Source organism: Pseudoalteromonas sp. PB2-1, assembly GCF_045040605.1.
GTDB classification, from domain to species: domain Bacteria; phylum Pseudomonadota; class Gammaproteobacteria; order Enterobacterales; family Alteromonadaceae; genus Pseudoalteromonas; species Pseudoalteromonas arabiensis.
In genome coordinates, this window is record NZ_CP090667.1 from 3,624,584 (window position 1) to 3,647,889 (window position 23,306).

Consider the following 23,306-nt stretch of genomic DNA (forward strand, 5'->3'; position numbering starts at 1 on the left):
AAAATTAAATGCGACTAACCGATTATATAGACTTTAAATCATCTAAATTGCCTACTTTTTTACAAAGTGAAGTAGCTGAATGTGGGATTACTTGCCTTGCAATGATCGCATTTTATCATGGCTACAAAGTTAATATGCTTGCCATGCGACAGCGCTATCCGGTAGGAACACAAGGCATTACCGTTAAACATATTTTAAAAATAGCTGATGATATTGGCTTGTCTGGGCGTGTACTAAAACTAGAGCTTGGACAGCTATCAAAGCTAAAAGGGCCAGCAATCCTTCATTGGAACTTTAATCATTTTGTAACCTTAGCGTCGGTCAGTAGAACAGGGATCGTTATTCATGATCCTGCCAAAGGGAAAGTTAAACTTGATTGGAAACAAGTTTCTGAAGCTTTCACTGGTATTGCAATAGAGTTAACTCCTTCATCGACATTTACGGTTGCAGATGAAAGAGTAAAAATGCCACTTAGAACGTTTATAGGTAATATTGATGGGTTAGGCTCATCGCTATTCAAAATATTCGTTATTGCATTGATATTGCAATGCTTTTTACTCATATCCCCATACTATATAAGAATCGTCATTGACCATGGTATTCCACTTTCAGATAGCGGTGTGTTGGTCTGGCTACTGGCTGCATTTCTAGCAATCACACTATTAACTACGTTTAGTAATATTATTCGCTCAGCGGCAATATTATACCTAGATAAGAACTTAGGTTTTCAGGTAAAGGCTAATATACAACGCCACTTACTACATTTACCTCTATCATTCTTTGAGTCTCGCCATGTCGGAGATATCAAATCAAGATTCGAGGCCTTTAATGAAGTTCAGCGTATGATTAGCCGAGGCTTTATTGCCGCGATTGTCGAAGGCCTTCTTGGTATTACGACTTTAATCATAATGTATACCTATTCACCTACCCTTGCCTTGATATCACTTATATTTTTATCTATCACGTTAATGGTAAGGCTTTACTTAACAAAAAAAGAAAATAAACACTTAGAACAGGTTTTAGCGAAACAAGCAAAAGAAAATAGCCACTTCCTCGAAACAATTCGAGCAATAATGCCCATAAAGTGCTACGTCAAAGAAAGTACACGATTATCATCATGGCTTAACTTATTTGCCGATACAACCAATGAAAATATTAAGCGAGAGAAAATATCTATTTCGGCTGAAATAAGCCAAGAATTAATAAGTAAAGTAGAGTATTTAACCGTTATATTTTTTGGTGCGACATTAATTATAAACAATGCGTTTACGATTGGTATGTTCATTGCCTTCTTAGCCTATCGTCAACAATTTTCAAGCAGCACTCAAACCTTAGTTGACCATATATTTCGATTTAAGTTGGCATCCACTTATCTTCGAAGAATGTCAGATATCGTCATGCAAAGCCAAGAACAAGAGAGTAATTCATTGGTCGTTGCAAAGGAGCAAACTAAAGGACATATCGAAGTACGTGATTTACATTTTAGATATTCTCCATCATCTCCTTGGTTATTTAGAGGTATCAACTTTGAAATAAATGCTGGAGAATCTGTCGCTATTATTGGCCGCTCGGGATTAGGCAAATCAACCTTACTTAAGCTAATGACGGGCCTAATTAAAGCCGAGCAAGGTGATTACCTATTAGATGGACACTCAATCAATATGCTAGGGATGCGAAACTTTCGATCTATGTGCGCCACGGTTATGCAAAATGATCAATTACTGAATGGCTCTTTAATTGAAAATATCTCCTTTTTTGAACCCAAACCAGATATCAATCAAGTGATTGAGGCTGCAAAAGGTGCAGCAATTTGGCAAGAGATTCAAGCCATGCCTATGGGACTGCACACACAGGTGGGCGACTTAGGCAGTTCTTTGTCTGGTGGTCAAAAACAACGCTTACTGTTAGCCAGAGCGCTTTACAGCCAACCTATTGTTTTATTTTTAGATGAAGCAACGAGTCACTTAGATGCTGCTACTGAATTACAAGTGAATCAGCATTTAAAATCAAAAAGAATAACCAGAATTAGCGTCGCCCACAGGCAAGAAACGATAAAAGCAGCAGACAGAGTAATAGACTTAGAAAAGTTAATTAATGGTCAAACACTGTCAGAGGTGATCTAACTAAAGATTGCTCATAAAGCAAAGGAAAAAATAATGAAACTCACATCTAAACTTGTTTATCAGGGGTTAATTGGTTTGTCAGCCATTATGCTTTTATCTGGTTGGCGGTTAGGGTTTGCAGATAATGCAGAAGTAATCTCTCTTGAGTCTGTAACAATGGCAAAAGTAGAGCGAGGTGACTTTTCTATTAAGGTTGAAGGTTATGGCTCGCTACAATCTATTAATAAAAGACTACTTACAGCCACCAGCAATGCGGTTGTCGACGAAATAAAGCTAAAAGCAGGGGCCGTTGTAGAGCCTGATACAGTGATTCTGACATTAAACAACCCTGAGCTTGAGAGCAAGCTGCGTCTAGCTTTAGCAAAGCTCAAAAATGCAAAGACACAGAAACGTCAAACTTTGTTAGTGCAACAACGGGAGCTGTTAAACAATGAATCAAGTATCTCTGAGTTAAAAGCACAAGCAGAAATTGCCATGCTCCAAGTAGAAGCCGAACGCTCTTTAGCTAAGTCGGGAATTGTCTCTGGGATTAGTGCTAAAAAAAATGAATTGGAAGCGAAGCAGTTACTTAAACGCATCAGCCTCGAAGAATCAAAATTAGACAAGCTCACTGAAATGCAAAAAGAAGCACTTTCAATTCAAGATGATCTTATTTCTCAAGCAGAAGATGAGTTCAACGTTGCAAAACTGATGGTCGAGCAATTATCTGTAAAAGCAGGAATGAAAGGGGTCATCCAGCGCCTTCCTCTCAGTTTAGGGCAAAGTGTAACAGCAGGCTCTGAGCTTGCGCTTATTGGCAGCCTATCGCCATTAGTTGGGGAAATAAAAGTTCCGCAAATTCAAGCGCATTTAATTCAAATGGGCATGAAAGCCGAGATTACAACACTCAATGAGCAAGTGCATGGACGAGTCATTCGTGTTGACCCTGTTATCAATGATGGTGCTGTACAGGTTGATATTGAACTTGAAGCAATTGAGCATGGCAGCATGAAACCAATGCAACAGGTTGATGCAACCATCTACGCCGACGTACAAAAAGATATGAACTACATAAAGCAGCCCAGTGATGCTAAAGAGGGAGCCTATGGTTCACTATTCAAGCTAACGAGTGATAACAAGGCTGTTAGAGTTGATGTGCAATATGGCAAAACATCAGGACAGCTAATTCAAGTGCTATCAGGCTTAGAGCCTGGCGAGCAAGTTATTATTTCCACCTTAGATATTCCTGCTGAAACAAAAATGATAAAAATAGAGAGCTAGAAGTATGAACACTGAAATTTTAAGGGTTAATAACTTAACTAAGTCCTTTACCAATGGCGATCAGGTCAGTCAAATTTTAAAAGGAATTAGCTTCACTGTTTATGATGGCGAATTTATTTCTATTTCAGGCCCATCAGGGTGCGGAAAATCAACACTACTGAATATTATGGGATTACTCGACACCCCACAAAGCGGTGAATATTACATCGACGGCTTACTTGTTTCTGATATGGATTCAACGCAACGCTCTAAAGTTCGTGGAAATAGAATCGGCTTTGTATTTCAATCTTTTAATCTAATAGATGAAATGACTGTCTTAGAAAATGTAGCACTGCCTTTAAAATACAGAGGGGATTCGCTTTCAACGCGCCATGCACGTGCCCTAGATTGCTTAGAAAAAGTAGGCCTTGCAGATAAAGCTGATTTATACCCTAACCAAATATCAGGGGGTCAACAGCAACGCGTTTCTATTGCTCGCGCTCTGGCTGGTGATTCAGGTATTATGCTTGTCGATGAGCCGACAGGTAACTTAGATTCTAAAAACGGTGATGCCATCATGGCATTGATCAAAGACCTTAATCAGCAAGGCACAACTATCGTTTTAGTCACCCATGACCCGCGTTATGCCAACATGGCATCTCGTAATATTCAATTAAAAGATGGCACTGTAATAGCTGAAAATGATGATGTCAGTACGCCAACAGATGCAAATCGAGTTGCTCAGCCATGTTAAAAGTAGCCTACAATACCTTCAAACGTGCTAAGCAGTACTATTTAACAACCGTATTTACATTAGCGCTCACTCTTTGCATGGTACTTAGCGCCTTTAGCTTAGTGGATTTAGTCTTTTTCTCCCCCTTGCCTTATCAACAAAGTGATAATTTATATTTATTAGAAGGCACCGTAAATTCAAAAAGCTACTCAGGCCCTGCTAGTAACTCAAAAGTAATGAGTTATATAGAAAATGAAAATACGCTCTTTACTGATATGGCTACCTACCATAAGTGGACCAGCTATAAATTATTAGACAGGCCAACTAGACCCGCTGTAGACGTTATTCTCGCATCTAATAACTTGTTTGACCTGCTTGGTGTCAAACCTGAACTTGGAAGATTATTCAATGAGACCGAGGCGCTTGGCAGTAAGCACATGTCTGTCGTTTTAGGCTATAGGGTATGGCAAAAACTTTTCCAAGGTCAAGATGATATCATTGGTCAAAAAATACAGTTAAATCAACGTCGATTCACTATTGTTGGTGTAGCTCCAGATGATCTTGTTCTGCCCCACTACAAAAATATAAACGATGCGATATGGTTACCTATTGATGTCGATGAGGTATTTGATCCCAAAACAGCAAATGGGTTTATGGGTGCATACAAAAGTGTTGTTAGATTAAAAGATACAGCATCAGAATCTGCAATCACACAACAGTTATCAGACCTATCATTGAAAGGCGCTCAGCTCCATGCTCCTAATATTCTGAAAGATTTTACTGTTAACGCACGTATCACGACATTTAGTGAAGCATTAAAAGGTGATAGCGGAAAAATAGTACTCATGCTGCTTTTAGGTGTTTGTTTGTTATTGATCATTGCACTTATCAACCTCTCTAGTATGCAACTTGCAAAAGCAATTACTCGTATAAAACCAATTGCTGTAAGCTTTGCATTTGGAGCAAGTACAAAACAGCTCATTGTTGAAACACTAAAACACAACTTACTACTGATTAGCATTGCAGTCATACTGGCATTAACACTTACCCAAATAGGGTTTATCGTTATTCAAAACTTAGCCGAAAATTCTATACAACGGCTAGATACTCTTTCGTTAAGTATAAATACGCTCCTCTTTTCAGTATTTTTGATTGTTACTATTGCTGCACTCTATTCATTTATAGAATTAAGTGTCGTAAAAGAGAAAAACTTAATGAGTAGCTTACAAAGTAGCGGTAAAGGTACTGGAAAACAAATGAGCGCAGCGACCAGCCACTTGTTAGTTGGCTTACAGATTTTGTTCTCATTTTTAGTATTAACCGCAGCAAGTCACGTCGTGTTAGTGACACTCTCTGAAGCACTCAGAGATAATGGCATAAACACTCAAGGTAAATACTCACTTACAATAAATTACAGTAATATCGATAAGCCGAGTGAACGAATTAACCTTCATAAAGCCATCACCCAACAGCTATTAAACCTCGATAATGTGAGCAGTTTAGCACTATCATCAGAACAGCGCTTACCCGATACGGTTAACGTTAACCAAATATATGATGAAGCTGGCCAGTATATTGCCCAAGCGCGTAATAGCTTAGTTTCCAACAATTATTTTGCAGAATTAGATCTTAAAGTAACTGGCAAGGGCTTTAGCAAAGGTGATGAAAAACTTAAAAACCCGCCCATTATTGTTAACCAACGCCTTGCGGATATGTTGGATAAAAACACACAGAACGTACTAAATAGTAAAGTCAGCTTTGACAGCAAAACGTTTTATTCTATCGTAGGTGTAGTCAGTAATACCTACGTACCAGGAAGGCCTGAAAGTGAAAACTTTGAAGTGTTCACACCCAAAGATTACCCCGGCTGGAGTCAATATACCTACCTTCTAACAATGAAAGATTCCGCATCAATACCGCAAATTCAGCAACTGATCTACGGGATTGATAAACGCTTAGATATACATTCATTAGCGTCATTAACAACTCAATTTGATGACCAACGACAGCGTCATTTAAACGCAGCTTGGCTCGCTATTGTACTTGCATCAACATCATTACTCATGGTCTGTATAGGCATCAATGGCATTGTTAACTACTTAATTAAAGTACGCAGATATAGCTTGGGCGTTAAGCTCTCAATGGGCGCAGATAACCTAAGATTATTAAAAGAAAGTTTACTTGAGCTTATGCAACCCATAACGATGAGCTTGGTGCTCGCTTTTTCATTAGCATTTTTAATTATTGGTTATTGCTTTTCACTACCCAACGTCACCTTAACTATAAACTGGTGGTTAACATTATCTATCTGGCTTGGGCTGTTAGTTATGGCGCTTATCACGAGCTTTTTTCCGATCAATAAAACACTAAGACAAGATCCAATAAAGGCATTACGCAATGAATAGATTTCTTATATTTATAGTATTGCTCTTATCTTTCGCGATACACGCAAACACAGATGAGAATAGGCCCCAATGGGAAAGCTATATAGATTCCACAACACAAGAGAATGTATCACTATCACCTAATGGGGAACAGGCTCTATTTTTACATCAGATACGCTATCCATCGATTCACTATGTATCACAAGCACGCGTACAGTTAGCGGGCTTGGATTTTTATAGCAATCTATATAGCCGATTTGACACACCTTTATATAGCCATACAACACTTTTTGATATCAGCAATAGAACGAGCATAGATCTAACCCCTGATAGCGGCGTCATTATTGACTATAACTGGTCTCCTGACGTTAAAAAAATTGCTTATTTAATTCAAAATGACAACACAATTAATTTATGGGTATATGATGTTGAAACTCAGGTTTTCAAACGCCTTTCTCAGGTCAATTTATCTGCCTCATTAGGTGGCAGACACCTCAGGTGGCTACCTGACAGCACAGCACTAATCGTTAAAAAAAGAAATACTAAAGTACACTCACCCATTAACGAATTAAAACAGCCGAACTCTCTCTCATCTGAGCGACAAGTAGAGCAAGGACGAACATATCAAAGCCTTCTAAAAAATAACAAACTTAAAGAGCAATTTAAAACTCTTGCGCTTTCAAGCTTAGTTAAAATCGATTTAAAAGGTAATGTGACCTCTCTAACTGATAATATGCTATTTGATGATTTCTCTGTGTCTCCTGACGGAGAGTATGTGTTGTCGTCAACTCTACCCAAAGAGCTCTCTTCCTATTTACCATACAAAAAGTGGGGCAGAGACTATCAAGTTACTAACTTAAAAACCCACCACCAGCTAAATGTTTTACCCTCTTTAAATAACAAGGTTAACTTAAAGAAAGCCAAAGATAGCGTCCCTAATGGTGCAAGATTAGTAAAATGGCTTCCCTCTGAAGGCTCAACTCTCACTTGGACCGAAGCAATTGATAATGGTGATATGTCAGTAGATAAAAAATATCATGACAATACATATAAACTTCCCAGCCCGTTCAATCAAAACAAACAACTCATCCATCAGGCAAAGTGGAGAGTACATAATATTATATGGGGGAAGTCAGGTGCCGGAGTCGCTCAAGAATGGCTTTATGCTAGTAAACAAGCAAAAGCTTCTTTAATCAGTGCAAGTACCTCAGCAAATGTCTTAATTGAGCAACGAGACTATAGAGATAAATTTAATGACTTTGGCGATCCGCAAACCCTGAGACTACCTGAAGGGTATGAAGTGCTTGTTGAAGATGATTCAAACCTTTTATTTTTATCGAACGGCCTTAGCAAAGAGGGCATCAGGCCCACTATAAAGACACTAAACAAGACCAATAACACACGAAAAGAGTACTTTATCAGCAGTAAAGAAAGCATTGAACTCCCTTTAAGAGTGGCAAATAATACGCTTATTATACAAACACAAAATGTACAAACTGCTCCTCAATATTTTGCAATTTTGAGCACTGATATGAATGAGCGAATCCCCTTATTAACGAACAAAAATAAGCAATATTTTGACAAGCCTCCTACATTTATAAATTATAAAAGAAGCGATGGGTTAAATTTAAGTGGTACGCTACATTTACCGAGTAACTACGATAAAGCACAAGGCAAAATACCTGCAGTCCTATGGATCTATCCGGATGAATTTAATAATAAAAAACTAAGCCAACAAAATACTGTAAAAACCAATATATTTAGGCAATTTGATCCATTAAGCCCTTTGGTTTTTCTTCATGACGGCATCGCAGTTTTTGAGTTACCATCGATGCCAATCACTGCATTTGACGGTCAAGAACCCAATGATGATTTTATCAATCAAATAAACCTTAATGCACAAGCAGCTATCAATGCACTCGAAGGTACTGGGTTGATTGATATCGACTCTTTAGCTGTCATGGGTCATTCATATGGCGCATTTACCGTAGCAAACTTGCTCGCACATACTGACTTTTTTAAAGCTGGTATTGCTCGAAGCGGTGCTTATAACAGAACGTTAACGCCTTTTGGCTTTCAAGGTGAAAAGCGTACTCTATGGCAAGCAAAAAAGACCTATATTGACTTATCACCAATCATGTTCGCAGATAAAATTAATGCGCCATTGCTGCTTATTCATGGTGAAAATGACCAAAATTCGGGGACTTACCCCCTACAATCAACAAGAATGTATCAAGCGCTAATTGCGAATAAAAAAACAACTCAGCTCATTATGCTCCCCTATGAAGGCCACTCTTATAGAGCGAAAGAAAACTTAACATATTTACTTAAAGAGCAATCAGCTTGGCTTAATAAGTGGTTAAAATCATCCCGAGCACAATTATGAAGTAATACCATATGCTCTTTAGTAACCGCTATTGAGCATAAAAAGCATTATTCTTATATAATCTCCTAAATTATTTACACTCAAAGGCTCTATATCATTTCACTTGTCATCATTGCTACATAAGGCTAGCTGTAACTGAGCCAACTTTGGGCTTGCATGAGTATCTGAATTACTTCACTATAAATAGCTTAAGCTATAAAAAACAATAAATTAAAGGATTAATAATGAAGTTACTTATTGCACTATGCTTAACTGTTTTAAGTTTTTATAGCCACGCGGCGGTCACGCCTTGGCTGGATTTTCACTTAGAAAATGGTCACATCAAAGTGCCAGCAACGGTATCTGGTATACCGAGTAAAATTTTATTGGATACGGGCGCACAAGTGAATGGCATTAATCCTCACTTTATTAACAAAAATAAGCTTAAGCTAGATAAAGGAGGCAAAACGCGAATTAAAGGCGTATATGGCATTGAAAATAAAACAACTTACCACAATGTGCCCATTAATTTTTTTGGTATGGACACTGAAGTTGATGATGCGGTAGAAATCAACCTTGGCCTTCATGATAACGCACTCCTATTTGGTGCCGGCTTCTTTCGCCAGTTTGTTATACAACTGGATTACCCAAATCAAAAAATGCGCCTTATTACCCACGACTCAGTCAATTTAAATGACACTGAAAATATTAAAATGCTAAAACAAAAAGGCTCAGGTATGCCTATTGTAGAAGTGATGTTAAGTAATGAAAAATCAATATGGTTGGTGCTCGACACAGGTAACAATGGCGGTATGGTTGTTAAACGAAGTGTCGCTCAAAGCATGGGGTGGCTTGATGAGATAGAGCGCGAATCGGGAATAAGCACAGGTGTGAATACAAGTGGTATGACTGAAAGCTTTCGTATCCCTTGGCTAAAATTTGGCCCTTTTGAAATGGAAAATGTACTGGTGAGTATCCCTGCTAAAGGAGAATCTGCGAATCTTGAATCTCAATACAAAACAACGGGTACACATATTAGAGGAAAAAAAGTACAAGGCTTAATAGGCTACGATGTTCTCAAACATTTTTTAATCACTATTGACTATAAAAGTGGTCATGCACATATTGGATTACCTGAATAAACGATGAGCATTTCATTTAACAGCCTAGAAAAGTCACTTATAGAACAACAAAAAAACACCCATGAAATTTGCCGTTTATTTGCCAAAAGCCCAAGTAGAGGCAATTTAAAGCGATTAAAAGGTACGTTTGCTCAGTGTGGTGAACAGGTTGTCATCGAAGCAGGTTTTCACTGTGATTATGGCAGTGGTATTAAAATAGGTGATCGAACCTTCATAAATATTAACTGTACGGTGCTCGATGCACCGCTATCTGATGCGCAAATTACTATAGGCGATGACTGCTTAATAGGCCCTAATGTGCAATTACTCGCGGTATCGCATGCAGTAAATCCAACCGAGCGTTTAGCAAAAGCTAATTTTGCAGCGCCGATTAGCATTGGTAACAACGTATGGATTGGTGCTGGCGCTATTATACTTGCAGGCATTAAAGTAGCCGATAATGCTGTGATTGGCGCAGGGGCTATAGTTACCAAAGATGTCGCAGAAAATACCTTAGTGGCAGGTAATCCTGCGGTGAAGATTAAAGATATTTAAGTACACACTCAAAGCACATCGAGCGCTAAAGCATATCCTACCCCACTACGTATATTTTATACCAGTGGTATAGTTGCTTAGATTAACCTGATAACCAATGGGCTCACTAGAGTTAGTCCACAACAAAAACCAACTTTAACTTGCCATGCTGTGTATTTTCCTGTGACTTTAATCCCTAAAAATGGACTTAATACATTGACGCGACGCGCACCAATAAACACTAGCCAACAAATAATAAAAGTGAGGCTTAGTATAAGTAATGACTCCATAAAACCACCTAATTGTAGCTTCGATAAATAAAAGGCAAGGCCAATAATCACACTTTGATGTAAAAGATAAAAAGGAAAGACAGCAGAGTTCAATAAAACCAATTTAGGGTGATCGTGATTTAAAAAACGTTGTGCTAGTGCCAGCATCATTAACACACCAACTAATCGCTGCGTGGTATACAACACATCCATGCCCGTAATTTGCCACTGACTGGCAGTTGAGCTTTGCCAAATCATGTGATAGCCCGCCACTACAATCAGGTAACCTACAATAAATACCACGCATAATGCCCTCCAGTGAAGAAGTAGCCGACTATAAAATACTGAATGCCACGCAAGTAAATAACCATAAAGTAAAAATAAAGCACCCATGGGGTATCGAAATGTATCACTCGGCCAGCTCAACTTTAAAATACAAAGCGGCAATAGCAATATAATAAAAATAATAAATAACGACTGATCACACAAACGAGTAATCACTGTTTGAACATAATGGTGATGAAGCAGCGGCAGAGCCAACACAAGCAGTATGACAAATTGCCATAACGAGCGTAAGTACCACAGGTGGTTTACATCAACATGAGGCCAAATACCTGCTTGATAATGTTCAAATAAAGGACTTGTTAAATCAAAAAACTGCAAGCAAAATTGCCAATAACTGATAGCTAAGCCGGTCTCTTGGCTCATTTGCGCATAAAGCTGAAGCGGCACAATAAACCACACACCGATTAATAACGGCAGTAATATTCTGACACTGCGTGATATTAAAAAACCACCTAAACTAGCGCGTGCAATCATAAATCTCAGTGCAGTACCTGAAATAAACCAGATCAGCCCCATCCGCCAAGGCGACAGTAGGAGCATGATGTTTTCTATATTGCTGGATAAATACTGACTTTTAAAATGAAAGCCCCAATTTTGAGTGTATAACATACCAGTGTGGTAAAAAATTAATAAGCCAAAGGCAAGTACTCTTAGCCAATCTAAATCATAACGACGCGGTGGTAACTCAACGGCTTGATTGAACGCATTTTGCCATGGCTGTAATAACGTGCGCGCTGTGTTTTTAATTATTATTTTAAGTTTCATAATTGATTATGGTTACGACAAATTAATAACAACTATGAACAACATGCAGCGTTAAGCTATCAAAAAAGGTCGATAAAACAATCAGTAGGGATAAACGGTGGATATCAGGGATGGTATGTTTGGTGATTTATCACTATCTTGTTAATCTAATTACGGTCTTCAAAGAGTAACAATAATAATGATCACCTTAATGCATTTTCAACGTAATCGAACTTGGTATGCGACATTATTTTTATTTAGTTATATTTTTATAAATAACACTATTAATGCCAGCTCAGATATCATGGAAGCCCAACGCGATGGTGAACTGTCCTTTTTGCTTTGGGAGCCCTTTGTCTGGGAATATTCAAGCGCTATCGGCACCTTACTATTATTTCCTGCTTTAGTTTGGTTATTGCAAGCCCACCCCTTTAATTGGCAAAAGATCGCTCGCTCATTGCTCACTTATTTATTCGCAAGCATTATTTTTTCCTTATTACATATCGGGATCATGGTCGCTATCCGTGAGTTCATTTACACAATTCAAGACATGCAGTATGACTTCGGGTTGCTGTGGTTTGAGTTACTTTATGAATACCGTAAAGACTTATGGGGGTTTTTATCTTTAATTGTCATTATCAAAACGTATCAATACATTATTAGCCAATTAACCGGCGAAGCCACGCCAATCAATCATGAAGAAAACGCCCAACAGGATTTAAATTTCGACCGATTACTGGTTAAAAAACTGGGTAAAGAATTCATCATCTGTACAGAGCAAATTGACTGGCTTGAATCTAGCGGCAATTACGTAAACCTACATATTGGCACACGTATTTATCCGCTACGTACAACCATGACCCATCTTATATCTCGGTTAGAACCAAAAGGTTTTTGTCGTATTCACCGCTCTTATGCTATTAGACTCGATGCGATTGAATCTATCACGCCATTACCAAGCGGTGATAGTGAAGTGAAACTTATAACGGGTAAAATACTTAACTTATCACGTCGTTACAAAGAGCAATTTAAAAAACAGGTTAATTCGTCTGCGGCTCATTTTTAGCTCACTCTAGATGAAGTTCATCTACATAAAGTATTTGCTGTACTTGGTCGCTATTTTGAGTTGTAAAAAAGCCCAGCTGTATTGCTAGGCTTGGAGTGGATCTTGAGTCAAGCGTTACTCATAACGAAGGATTAATGATGGACGGGTGCTGGCCGCTTTAAATGCTAGGCTTGCCACCGTTGCCCAGGTGATAACCGCAACGACCACAGCCGCAGCGCCATACACCCACACAGCTTGTTCAATGCGGTCATTAAAGTTTGCTAACCAATCACCAACTAACAAGTAAGTCACTGGATACGCAATAGCAATACTGAGCGCCACCAGCACTAGGAACTCTTTTGCAATGATATTAACAATACTGATGCGTGATGCGCCTAGCACTTTTCGAACAGCCACTTCTTTTTGACGACGCACTGTTGCAAACGAAGCCAAACCAAAGGTACCTAAGCAAGTTAAGAACACGGCAAGAGCGGTAAAGATTAAAACGACATTCGAAATTCGCTCATCACCTTTTAACAGGGTTTTGTAGTTGTCTGCGAGTAAGTTAATTTTTGGCTCATAGATATTGGCTGAGCTTGCTAATACTTCAGCGATCTGAGCTTTAATATAAGGCAAGTTTTGCTGATCAATGGTTAAGATTAACTCTGATACAGGCGATAAGAAGTTAAAACCACACAAGAACATAATATTAGAGTTGGCATCTTTAACATTACCTACTTTTACATCTTCAACCACACCCACAACACGCATATCTATGCCGCGACCTGAGTCTTTAATGACCTTACCGATAATGTCACTCATGTTAGTGTAACCCGCTTGTCTTGCGACAGACTCAGTCACAATAGTGCCAGTACTTGTTACTCCATTTTCACGGCTTGCCCAGTCACCGGCAAATTCACGGCTGAAGTCACGGCCAGCAACCAGTTTTAATCCTAGCGTTTTTACAACATCGTAGCCTGCGCCTACAACAGGCGTTAAGCTGCCAGAGGCTTCACCATTTGGCCACGTTGGCATAAGCGTATTATTAATTGAAACGGTTAAACGGGTATCAATGACTGTTGTTTGCTGTACGCCTTGAATTGCGCTAATACGGTTAACTAGCGCATTTTTTTCTTTTGTGAATACTTCGCCGACAGGTAGCTCTGAAATAACCAGCCTTTGTGTTGTTTCATAGCCTAAAGGTAAGCTCTGCAAGTAAGTTAATTGCTTTAACAAGGTAACAGAGGCAATAATTAAACCTATTGCTAACGAAGCCTGTAAGGTTAGTAAGCTCTTACGAACCCATATTGCAGTATTACCACGTTGTAGGTCGCCACTTAAAACGCGTTTTGCACTGAATGACGAAATAAAGAATGCAGGATAAAGCCCAGCTAATATGCCCACAGCAATTGCGACCACAATAATTGCAATGCCAAATTCAGAGGCGTAACTCACGACCAATTCGCGGTCTACTAGTTGGTTAAAGCTTGGTAAAAAAAGCTCCACTAAAGCACATGCAATTACCATTGAAAGCATTGATACCAGCACAGATTCAGATAAAAACTGCGTTACTAACTGGCCTTTACTTGCGCCAAGCGCTTTACGCACTCCCACTTCTTTTGCACGTTTAGTCGATTGAGCGACGGTCATATTGATGAAGTTAAAACCTGCAATAAGAATAAGTAACACGCTTAGACCTACACAGATCATCACCACTTGTTTAGCACCACCCGCTTTCATCTCAAACGGTGATTTAGCCGTTAGGTGCAAATCAAGTAATGGATGTAGCTCTAAACTAACTTGCTCCAGCATCGAATTGCTAAAAAAGCGCTCTGTTAAGATTTTAGCTAATGCATCTGTATCGGTGCCCTCAGCTACACGCATATAAACATAACTACTGTTGATGTCTATTTTGCTTGGATCATGCTTAACATAAACAAGGTTTTTAAAGGCAAAGTGAGTGTTGTCTGCTAAATCTGCAAACACGGCACGCACCGTGTACTGTCCTTGTTCATGCGTTAGTGTTTCACCAATCACATCGGTGCGACCAAAAATGCGCAGTGCTTCTGATTCACTCAAAGCGAGGCTATCTGGAGTACTCATTGCTGTTGTTAAGTCACCTGCAATCGTCTCCATAGCAATAAAGTTTTCAATATTTGCTGTAGCACCATATAAGGCATTTAACTTATAGCCTTGGTTGCGGTAACTCACATCCACCATGGCTTCACGGGTCAGCTCGACCATAGTTAACCCAAATACTTCTTCAACTTGGCTGTAATCTTCAGCCTGCTTTGACTGCACATAATTAAAAATAGGCACTACAGCTAAACCAAGCTTTGAAAAGTCTTGTCCAACGCGATAAACACGCTCAGCATGAGGCTGTTGGCTATCGTAAGAAAGTTCATTTTTTGCAAATAAAGCAACTAAAATTGCCGCAGCTAAGCCCACACTTAAACCCAGAACATTTAAAATAAAGTGCTGCTTTTGGTTTTTAAACGAACGCAGCGCGGTGATCAAATAACTTAAAATCATGTTATGCCACCTCAGCTGTTTGTTGAGCACGGTTGGCTTTATCAACCATTACTTGGCCATCAAGCAAACGCACTAAACGGTCAGCATAATTGCCTTCTTTTTCTGAGTGGGTAACCACAATTACCGTGGTACCTTCGCGATTTAGCTCACGCAGCATCGCCATGACTTCATCACCATTTTTTGAATCAAGGTTACCCGTAGGCTCATCCGCTAAAATAAGTTTTGGGTTGATCACAAGTGCTCTGGCTACTGCTACACGTTGCTGCTGACCACCCGATAACTGTTGCGGTAAGTGATCTGCTCTATGGTCGATTGCAACACGTTTTAAGATTGCGTCTACTCGCTGTTTACGTTCACTCTTTGAGATATTTTGATACTGTAATGGCAGCTCAACGTTTTCAAATACTGTTAATTCATCAATTAAGTTAAAGCTTTGGAAAACAAAACCAATCGACGATTTTCTAAGTGTTGCTAATTGCTTTTCACCAAACCCTGCGATGTCTTCACCTAAAAACTCAAAACTGCCTGCTGATGGCGAATCCAACATACCTAAAATAGAGAGTAATGTTGATTTACCACAGCCAGATGGCCCCATAATGGCAAGAAACTCGCCTTCGTTTACATGTAAGTTAATGTTATTAAGCGCTGTTGTTTCAACATCTTGAGTACGAAATACGCGTGATAAGTTAGTTAATTTAATCATTGTTATTATCCTTAAAATTGTAGTTGTTGTGCTTTATCAAAGTTGCTGTAGCTAGAGGTGATCACGCGATCTCCGGCGCTTAGGCCACTTAACACTTCGTAATAGTTTTGATTCTTTTTGCCAAGACGAATGTCTTTTCGTACTGCACGATTGCCATCTTTTTCCATGACATAAACCCAATTACCACCCGAGCTGTTAAAAAATGCGCCGCGTTCAAGTAACAAAGCAGTGCCTTTGCTATCACCTAGCATCAGCTGCACATCAATACTTTGCCCGCGTTTTATGTTGCTCGTGTCATTAGGTAATTCGACCTCAACCTGAAACTGTGATTGCTGAACACGGCTATCAATTTTGCTAACTGTTGCCGCAATTTCGCCTTGCTCATGTTCAATAAGCACTGGCATACCTGTTTGAACTTGGCTTAGATAAAACTCATCTAATCGCACAACTAGCTTGTATTCATTAGGAATATCAATCTGCCCTAGGCGAGCACCACGACCTTTTGATTCACCAATTTCAACGTCAAGCTCACTTAAATAACCATCGGCAGGTGCTGTTACGAGTAAGTTTTCAAGGTTCTTACGCGCAAACTGTAAGTTTTTCTCTAGCATGTCGGCACTGTCTTTTAACTGAGCTACCTGAACTTCACGAATGCTGTTTTCTTGCTTTTGACGCTCAAGGGTTAGCTCTTTACGCGCTTTGTAATACGCTAAGTCTTCTTTAATTTCAGATAATTGCTCTTGTGCTAACACACCGGTTTTCACTAGCGGCTGAGTCTGTTTTAAGCGACGCGATAAATGCGTAATTTTAAGGTCTATTTCAAGCAAATCACGGCGTAAGTTTAAACGGCTGGTTTCCATATTCATTTGCGTGTTACGTAAAAAGTTAAGCTGCTCAGTCACCTGTGCTTCACGGCTCATGACATCAAGCTGCAAATTGGTATTACTTAAACGCACAAGGGGTTGGCCTTTTTTAACAAACTCACCTTGCTCAACAAGTCGCTCTTCAACTTGGCCTCCGGCAATGGTGTCGAGGTAAATAGTAGTGCGAGGCATAACCTGACCACGAAGACTTAAAGCATCAACAAATTCACCTTGTTGTACTGTGCTAATCGTTAAGCTTGTCGCGGTTACTTGCTGACTACGACCTGTTTGCTCAGTTTGCGTGAAACCATAAGCTGCAGCCGCAACAGCTAAACATCCCGCTGCAATGAATGATTTCTTGAAAAGTGCTTTGTTATTTGAGCGTGTAATTTTCTTATCCATGTTGACGCCTTTAAGTTATCTAGGTGCTAATTATCTATAGATATAACAACTCTTGTGCCAACTTTTATTTTTATTAATTTACAGCAACTTAGATAAAAATTAATGGGGGTATATATAATCAAGTGTCCACTTATAGAACACTTTAAAAATCATATATCGTCCATAAATGGACACTGTTCTTCTTTTCAATTAATCTTAGTGTTCTTAAAAAGGAATAATAATAAACAGCTATGAAACAAGCAGGATCAATTCTTATCGTCGATGATAACCCTGACGTACTTATCGCCGCACGATTACTTCTAAAACAACATTATCAGGTTGTAAAAACCACAGATAACCCCTTTGATATAGAAGCTATCATTAGCGCACAGCATGAGGCTGATCAGGCTATTGATGTTGTATTACTTGATATGAACTTCACGCAAGATTCAATTAGTGGCAAAGAAGGATTCTACTGGCTTAAAAAAATAATGAGCCAAGATACTAATATTGCAGTGTTACTAATGACGGCCTACAGCGATATTCAGCTAGCTGTCGAAGCAATTAAGGCTGGTGCCTCCGACTTTATTGCCAAGCCTTGGCAGAATGAGCAATTACTCGGTGCTGTAGCGGCGGCATTTTCACACGCTAAAGACAAGCAGCAAGTTGGTAAGCTCACAAAACAAAAGCAGGCCTTGCAGCAGTCAATCGGCAATCAACCATTTGAGTTTTTAGGCCAAAGTGATGCCATGCAGCAGGTTTTTTCGGTTATCGACAAAGCAGCCAACACAGATGCCAACATATTGATTAGTGGCGAAAGTGGCACAGGTAAAGAACTCACCGCACATGCAATCCACAATGCAAGCCAGCGCCAAAGCCAACCCTTCATAAGCCTAGACATGGGCTCACTAGCCGAAAGCCTGTTTGAAAGCGAACTATTTGGCCATAAAAAAGGGGCGTTTACTGGCGCGAAAGAAGATCGCATTGGCCGATTTGAGCTGGCCCATGGTGGTAGTTTATTTTTAGACGAGCTAGGTAATTTACCGCTTAACCAACAAGTTAAACTACTTGCGGCACTACAAAACAGGCAAATAACACCGGTTGGTGGCTCAAAAGTCATCGATATTGATATTCGTTTGATCTGTGCAACGAATGAAAACCTCGAACAAGCAGTGACTGAAGGTAAATTTAGGCAAGACTTACTGTACCGTGTTAATACCGTAGAGATCCGTTTGCCAGCTCTGCGTGAGCGCAGTGAAGACATTCCATTACTGTGTAACTACTACTTGCAGCACTTTGCACATAAATACAAACGTGAGCTCTCGATTGCAGCATCTGATATGACACGTTTAAGTCAGTATCATTGGCCAGGCAATGTCCGTGAACTTGCCCATGCAATTGAGCGAGCAGTCATCCTCTCTGAAGGTTCAGAGCTCGATATAAGCTCAGTGATAAGCTCACCAAGTACCGCTGTTAGCACAAATGAGCTTTCTACAAACGCCGCTGACTATGACACTTTTGATCTTGAAATCATCGAACAGAGAACCGTTCGTGCAGCTTTAAAGCATTTTCAAGGGAACGTGAGTCACGCAGCTAAAGCACTCGGTCTAACACGCGGAGCCATGTATCGACGTTTAGAAAAATACGGACTTTAATCGATGGGAAATTTCATTAGCTTAGCCAGCCTATTAGCTGCATTAATAGGTTTATCAATTGCTTTGTTTTGGCAAATAGACCAAAGCGGATTTTCAGCAATTTCGGTACTTTTAGTTATTTTAAATGTGACATGTGCTGCACAAATTTTTAATTTATTTAAACGCCAAACAAGGCGTGCAGATAGGGTGATTCGCGCTTTAGCAAATGGAGACAGCACATTAGGCTTTGGCGATAAACATCCTATGCAGCAGCAATTTGAGCAGGTTAAACAACAAATTCAGGCTGCGCGTTTTAATGCAGAGCAACAAGCCCAGTTCTTACAAGCGTTATTAATTCATATCGATTTAGCGGTATTAGTATGTGATGATCAAGGCAATATTATTGAAAGCAATCCAGCGGTCAGTCGTTTACTTGGGCAATCTGTAAAGCACATCGATGATTTAGGTGTGATAGCAAACCTAGTCCAAGGCGCTAAACAAAGTAGCCGTAATACCGTGCCATGGCAAAATGGTGAGCAGCACGATACGCTATCTGTGCAGATCAGTATTGCCGAAATCCAAGGTAAAGTTCGTAAAGTGATCAGTTTGCAATCTATTCATGATCAGCTGCAATTAAAAGAACAACAAGCATATAAACGCCTCACCAAAGTACTAACCCATGAAATTGCTAATTCGATTACACCACTCTCTTCATTAGCACAAACTTGTACGGCGCTGCTGCCAAATGAGCTTTGTTTTGATGATCAGGAAGATAAACAAGACCTGCAACTTGCCTTAACAACACTGGCATCACGAACCGAGCATTTAGGGGAGTTTATAGCGCAATTTAAAAAGGTTAGTAGCTTACCTGCCCCACACTTACAGCCACATATTTTGGCAGATCTTGCCAAACAAGTTGTAGCACTTCACTCACAACAGGCTAAGCAACTTAATATTACTTTGAGTTTATCGGTGCAAAGCCAACAGTTAGTAATGATAGATAGAGGCCAAGTTGAGCAAGTGATGATAAACCTGCTGAAAAATGCCCTTGATGTACTAAAGCAGTTAAATAATCCAGAGTCAGCAAAGTGCATTGAGGTAAGCATTGCACAAAATGCTAATCAGCAACTGTATTTAGAGGTCAGCGACAATGGTACAGGTATCAGCGATCATGTGATCGAGATGATTTTTGTGCCATTTTTTACTACCAAGCAACAAGGCTCAGGAATAGGCTTAAGCTTATCACGCCAGATCATGCTTAATCATGGCGGCGATTTGGTATATATCAAACGCCAACAAGGAGCCTGCTTTCGCTGTGTGTTCGGTTAACTTACATCGTTAGAACACTTACTTACAATTTGCTAAGGCGCTGTTTGGTATCATCTACCCATTAACGTTTAATGGATTAACCAATATGAAGTATCTCGCCTTAGCACTCTTTTCTTCATTAATCTTCATTCCTGCTACAAGCTTTGCTGGTATTTATGACAGCCCAGATATGAATTTGTTTGTTAAATCAGAGCATAATAGTACTGATTCAATCACCTCGGCAGGCATCGAATTTATGACTAAAGTTAACCGCAGCAATTTCGGCGCAGCATTTACAACGGCACTAGGCTCAGCTGAAGTGTTCACTAAAAAAGGTGATCGGGAAACATTTCTAACCTTAGACACAGGCATAAAATTTGGCTATTTCAGTGACTTTTTTGCCTATGGCGAAGTGGGCTTAGATTTAATTGAGCTTGCTGTTTACGACGACCGAGATGACCATGATTACAGCGACCGCTTTGATGATGACCACAATAATATTGATGGCTATGTTGGTGTGGGCATGGGCGTTGACTCAAAGCCATTCAGAATAGAGATCTATGCCAGAGCCCGAGAAATAGACAGCCGCTATTGGGAAGCACAAAACCATGGCTACGCAGGGTTACAAGTTAGTATTTCGTTTTAATTTCAATTGGGTGAGTGAGTTAGGGAGTTGTTAATCTAATGGTCATTTTTAGCTCACCCTATGTTAAGCTTAGGCGCTTTAGTTTACCCGCACCTAAGTTAACGGAGTATTTTAATACGTGTTTTTCAATCGATTTTTAGGCCTTGTTGTTGTTTCTATTATTTTAACAGGCTGTCAGACTGCCCCTGAGTCTCTTCCCGAAAAGAAGCCCGCCATCAAAGCCAACCCAGGTACTGTGGTTGCTGAAGCTAAAACAGCACAAGCCGACGCGGTGACACCGCTAAAACCAAGTGAACTTGATGACGTATGGCAGCGTATTCGCATTCAACTGCAATTTAGCGATTCAAGCCACCCTGATGTGCAAAAACGCATCGCTTGGTACCTTACTCACCCAAACTACATGGAAGAAATAAGCCGCCGTGCAGCGCCGTATTTGTATCATATCGTCACAGAAGTAGAAAACCGTGACTTGCCAATAGAACTCGCCCTGATGCCACTTATAGAGAGTGATTTTGATGCCAGTGCCTATTCACATAAACATGCTTCAGGTTTGTGGCAGTTAACACCCTCTCTTGCTAAATATTTCAAAGTAAAAATTACCCCTTGGTATGATGGTCGCCAAGATGTAATTGACAGCACACGTGCAGCCCTCGATTTTATGGAATACCTTTATAAACGCTTTGATGGCGATTGGTATCACGCTATTGCTGCGTACAATATTGGTGAAGGACGGGTGCTACAAGCTATTGCTCGTAATAAAAAACAAGGTAAGTCGACGGACTTCTTTAGTTTAAAGCTGCCATCGCAAACTAAACACTACGTGCCTAAGCTACTGGCCGCAGCACAATTATTAAAGCATCAAAAAATGATATTCCCTGCGATTAAGAATGAGCAGGCTATTGCAACCTTACCTGTGACTGGTGCCGTGATCTTGGCAGATAAAGCGAAATGGCAAGAGCTTGAAGAGCTAAACCATGGTGTTATCCGTTACCCTGCTGTAATTGATGCGCCGCATATTGTGGTCCCAAAAGAGCAGCAAGCACATTATCAAAGTCTATTAACTAATCAAAAGAGCAATGATTATAGCCAGTGGCAACATTACACAGTTAAACGCGGTGATAGCTTAAGTGTGATCGCAAAGAACTATAAAGTAACCGTTAGCCAGCTCAAAGCTTTTAATAACTTAAAAACAAATACGATTCGTATAGGCCAAAAGCTTATATTACCGCAATTAGCTGATCAACAAATCGAGTATAAGGTGAAACCTGGCGACAGTCTTTGGAAGATAGCTAAACAATACAAGGTCAGTATCACTAAGCTTAAACAATGGAATAACCTTTCAAGAGATAGCTTAAGAGTGGGTGAAAAGCTCACCGTATTTATTTCAAACAGCTAATAACTCAAACAGGGAGAAATACTCCCTGTTTCTTTTTGTATGCAATTTAATCTGCATGTTTTATAGTCTATAAAAAACAACAAATACAAGACTATGGACAATCAAAAGCAGGATATCATTAAATCAAATAATGACTCAGATATAGTATCCACAAACCTGTGTGCACAACCAAGCAACATAAATAAGCCCGAAGCTTGGTTAACCAACGAACGGCTAAACCTTTTTCTCGCATTGTGCGCTATTATAATTTCAGCAGCCTCCTTTTATGCCACTTACTTACAAGCCAACGCCGCAGAGCGGCAAGTAAAAGCCGCAACATGGCCATGGCTCGAAGTTATGACAGGGAATTTTGATGAGGAAAAAAATTCGCAAGAAATCACTTTTTACATTAAAAATTCAGGCTCAGGCCCAGCCATTATTAAATACGTTAAATTCTTCCATGATGAAAAATCGTATAGCAATGTATTCAAATTAATAAAAGACTGCTGCTTTGATATTTATGCTTATGAAGCACAGTTAAATGAACTGCAAAAAGAGTCAACTGACATCAATTTCTTTGAAACATTCGGTTGGTTATACACCGGCGTTAGTAATAACCGATTATTAGCCTCAGGCGCTGAACTTAATCTTTTTGGTTTTAAGAAAACAGGTTTCAATACAACTCAGTGGGACAAGGTGAATAAGCAACGCATGAATATCAAAACCGAGATCTGCTATTGCTCGTTGTTAGAACAATGCTACTTAAGCGATGGTCGCGGAGATGTAAAAGAAATAGAGCAGTGTGATATAGCAAGATAGTTGCCCTCAATTTAAACGCCGTGATATTTTCTGGGCTTGGATGTCCTGCTTGCACATGGCAAATGCCACACTCTCATTGTGTTGGCTCGGCCTTGTCGCGTAGCTGCGGGTTTATCCCGCGTCATGGGGTGTCTATTCACGGG

At 39.7% G+C, this 23,306-nt stretch carries 17 protein-coding genes; 13 read left to right on the forward strand and 4 right to left on the reverse strand.

Going from position 1 to position 23,306, the window contains the following annotated elements; translation table 11 throughout:
- Nucleotides 1-8: 8 nt before the first annotated feature.
- The 7 genes from L0Z67_RS16895 (at nucleotide 9) to L0Z67_RS16925 (ending at nucleotide 10,520) form a co-directional block, all read left to right on the forward strand.
- Entirely contained in the window at nucleotides 9-2,123 is a 2,115-nt protein-coding gene (locus L0Z67_RS16895) for a peptidase domain-containing ABC transporter (RefSeq protein ID WP_062567074.1), read from the forward strand.
- Between the two features lie 33 nt (nucleotides 2,124-2,156).
- Nucleotides 2,157-3,383: an efflux RND transporter periplasmic adaptor subunit gene (locus L0Z67_RS16900; RefSeq protein ID WP_405128318.1), complete on the forward strand. Its 1,227-nt coding sequence runs from the start codon at nucleotides 2,157-2,159 to the stop codon at nucleotides 3,381-3,383.
- A gap of 4 nt (nucleotides 3,384-3,387) precedes the next feature.
- Complete coding sequence (locus L0Z67_RS16905) at nucleotides 3,388-4,116, forward strand: ABC transporter ATP-binding protein (protein WP_405128319.1); 729 nt, start codon at nucleotides 3,388-3,390, stop codon at nucleotides 4,114-4,116.
- Entirely contained in the window at nucleotides 4,110-6,500 is a 2,391-nt protein-coding gene (locus L0Z67_RS16910) for an ABC transporter permease (RefSeq protein WP_405128320.1), read from the forward strand. Before L0Z67_RS16905 ends, L0Z67_RS16910 begins: the two co-directional genes overlap by 7 nt.
- Entirely contained in the window at nucleotides 6,493-8,865 is a 2,373-nt protein-coding gene (locus L0Z67_RS16915; protein WP_405128321.1) for a prolyl oligopeptidase family serine peptidase, read from the forward strand. The genes L0Z67_RS16910 and L0Z67_RS16915 overlap by 8 nt, the downstream gene beginning before the upstream one ends.
- 224 nt (nucleotides 8,866-9,089) lie before the next feature.
- Nucleotides 9,090-9,986 carry a pepsin/retropepsin-like aspartic protease family protein gene (locus tag L0Z67_RS16920; RefSeq protein WP_062567069.1) on the forward strand — a complete coding sequence of 299 codons (897 nt, stop codon included), beginning with the start codon at nucleotides 9,090-9,092 and terminating at the stop codon, nucleotides 9,984-9,986.
- A gap of 3 nt (nucleotides 9,987-9,989) precedes the next feature.
- On the forward strand, nucleotides 9,990-10,520 hold the full coding sequence (locus L0Z67_RS16925; protein WP_405128322.1) for a sugar O-acetyltransferase: 531 nt from the start codon (nucleotides 9,990-9,992) through the stop codon (nucleotides 10,518-10,520).
- 77 nt (nucleotides 10,521-10,597) lie between these two features.
- Here L0Z67_RS16925 and L0Z67_RS16930 read toward each other — a convergent pair whose 3' ends face one another.
- Entirely contained in the window at nucleotides 10,598-11,878 is a 1,281-nt protein-coding gene (locus L0Z67_RS16930; RefSeq protein WP_405128323.1) for an acyltransferase family protein, read from the reverse strand.
- A 181-nt stretch (nucleotides 11,879-12,059) separates the two neighbouring features.
- Here L0Z67_RS16930 and L0Z67_RS16935 point away from each other — a divergent pair, with 181 nt between their 5' ends.
- Nucleotides 12,060-12,923 carry a LytTR family DNA-binding domain-containing protein gene (locus tag L0Z67_RS16935; protein ID WP_062567088.1) on the forward strand — a complete coding sequence of 288 codons (864 nt, stop codon included), beginning with the start codon at nucleotides 12,060-12,062 and terminating at the stop codon, nucleotides 12,921-12,923.
- A gap of 114 nt (nucleotides 12,924-13,037) precedes the next feature.
- On the opposite strand, the gene L0Z67_RS16940 is transcribed toward L0Z67_RS16935, so the two are convergent.
- The 3 genes from L0Z67_RS16940 to L0Z67_RS16950 are packed head-to-tail and all read right to left on the reverse strand — an operon-like array spanning nucleotide 13,038 to nucleotide 17,402.
- The gene (locus tag L0Z67_RS16940) at nucleotides 13,038-15,434 is read right to left on the reverse strand and encodes an FtsX-like permease family protein (protein ID WP_405128324.1); all 2,397 of its coding nucleotides are present in this window, start codon (nucleotides 15,432-15,434) and stop codon (nucleotides 13,038-13,040) included.
- A 1-nt stretch (nucleotide 15,435) separates the two neighbouring features.
- The gene (locus L0Z67_RS16945; protein ID WP_062567065.1) at nucleotides 15,436-16,137 is read right to left on the reverse strand and encodes an ABC transporter ATP-binding protein; all 702 of its coding nucleotides are present in this window, start codon (nucleotides 16,135-16,137) and stop codon (nucleotides 15,436-15,438) included.
- Nucleotides 16,138-16,148: 11 nt separating this feature from the next.
- Complete coding sequence (locus L0Z67_RS16950) at nucleotides 16,149-17,402, reverse strand: efflux RND transporter periplasmic adaptor subunit (protein WP_062567064.1); 1,254 nt, start codon at nucleotides 17,400-17,402, stop codon at nucleotides 16,149-16,151.
- A 230-nt stretch (nucleotides 17,403-17,632) separates the two neighbouring features.
- Here L0Z67_RS16950 and L0Z67_RS16955 point away from each other — a divergent pair, with 230 nt between their 5' ends.
- From L0Z67_RS16955 to L0Z67_RS16975, 5 genes are all read left to right on the forward strand, one after another.
- Nucleotides 17,633-19,036 carry a sigma-54 dependent transcriptional regulator gene (locus tag L0Z67_RS16955; RefSeq protein WP_237114639.1) on the forward strand — a complete coding sequence of 468 codons (1,404 nt, stop codon included), beginning with the start codon at nucleotides 17,633-17,635 and terminating at the stop codon, nucleotides 19,034-19,036.
- 3 nt (nucleotides 19,037-19,039) lie between these two features.
- Entirely contained in the window at nucleotides 19,040-20,344 is a 1,305-nt protein-coding gene (locus L0Z67_RS16960) for a sensor histidine kinase (RefSeq protein WP_405128325.1), read from the forward strand.
- Nucleotides 20,345-20,429: 85 nt separating this feature from the next.
- Entirely contained in the window at nucleotides 20,430-20,969 is a 540-nt protein-coding gene (locus tag L0Z67_RS16965; protein ID WP_237128252.1) for a hypothetical protein, read from the forward strand.
- A gap of 118 nt (nucleotides 20,970-21,087) precedes the next feature.
- A complete protein-coding gene (locus L0Z67_RS16970) occupies nucleotides 21,088-22,365 on the forward strand; it encodes a LysM peptidoglycan-binding domain-containing protein (protein ID WP_062567061.1) in 1,278 nt (425 codons plus the stop codon).
- A gap of 93 nt (nucleotides 22,366-22,458) precedes the next feature.
- Entirely contained in the window at nucleotides 22,459-23,163 is a 705-nt protein-coding gene (locus L0Z67_RS16975; RefSeq protein ID WP_062567060.1) for a hypothetical protein, read from the forward strand.
- The last annotated feature ends 143 nt before the right edge of the window (nucleotides 23,164-23,306 follow it).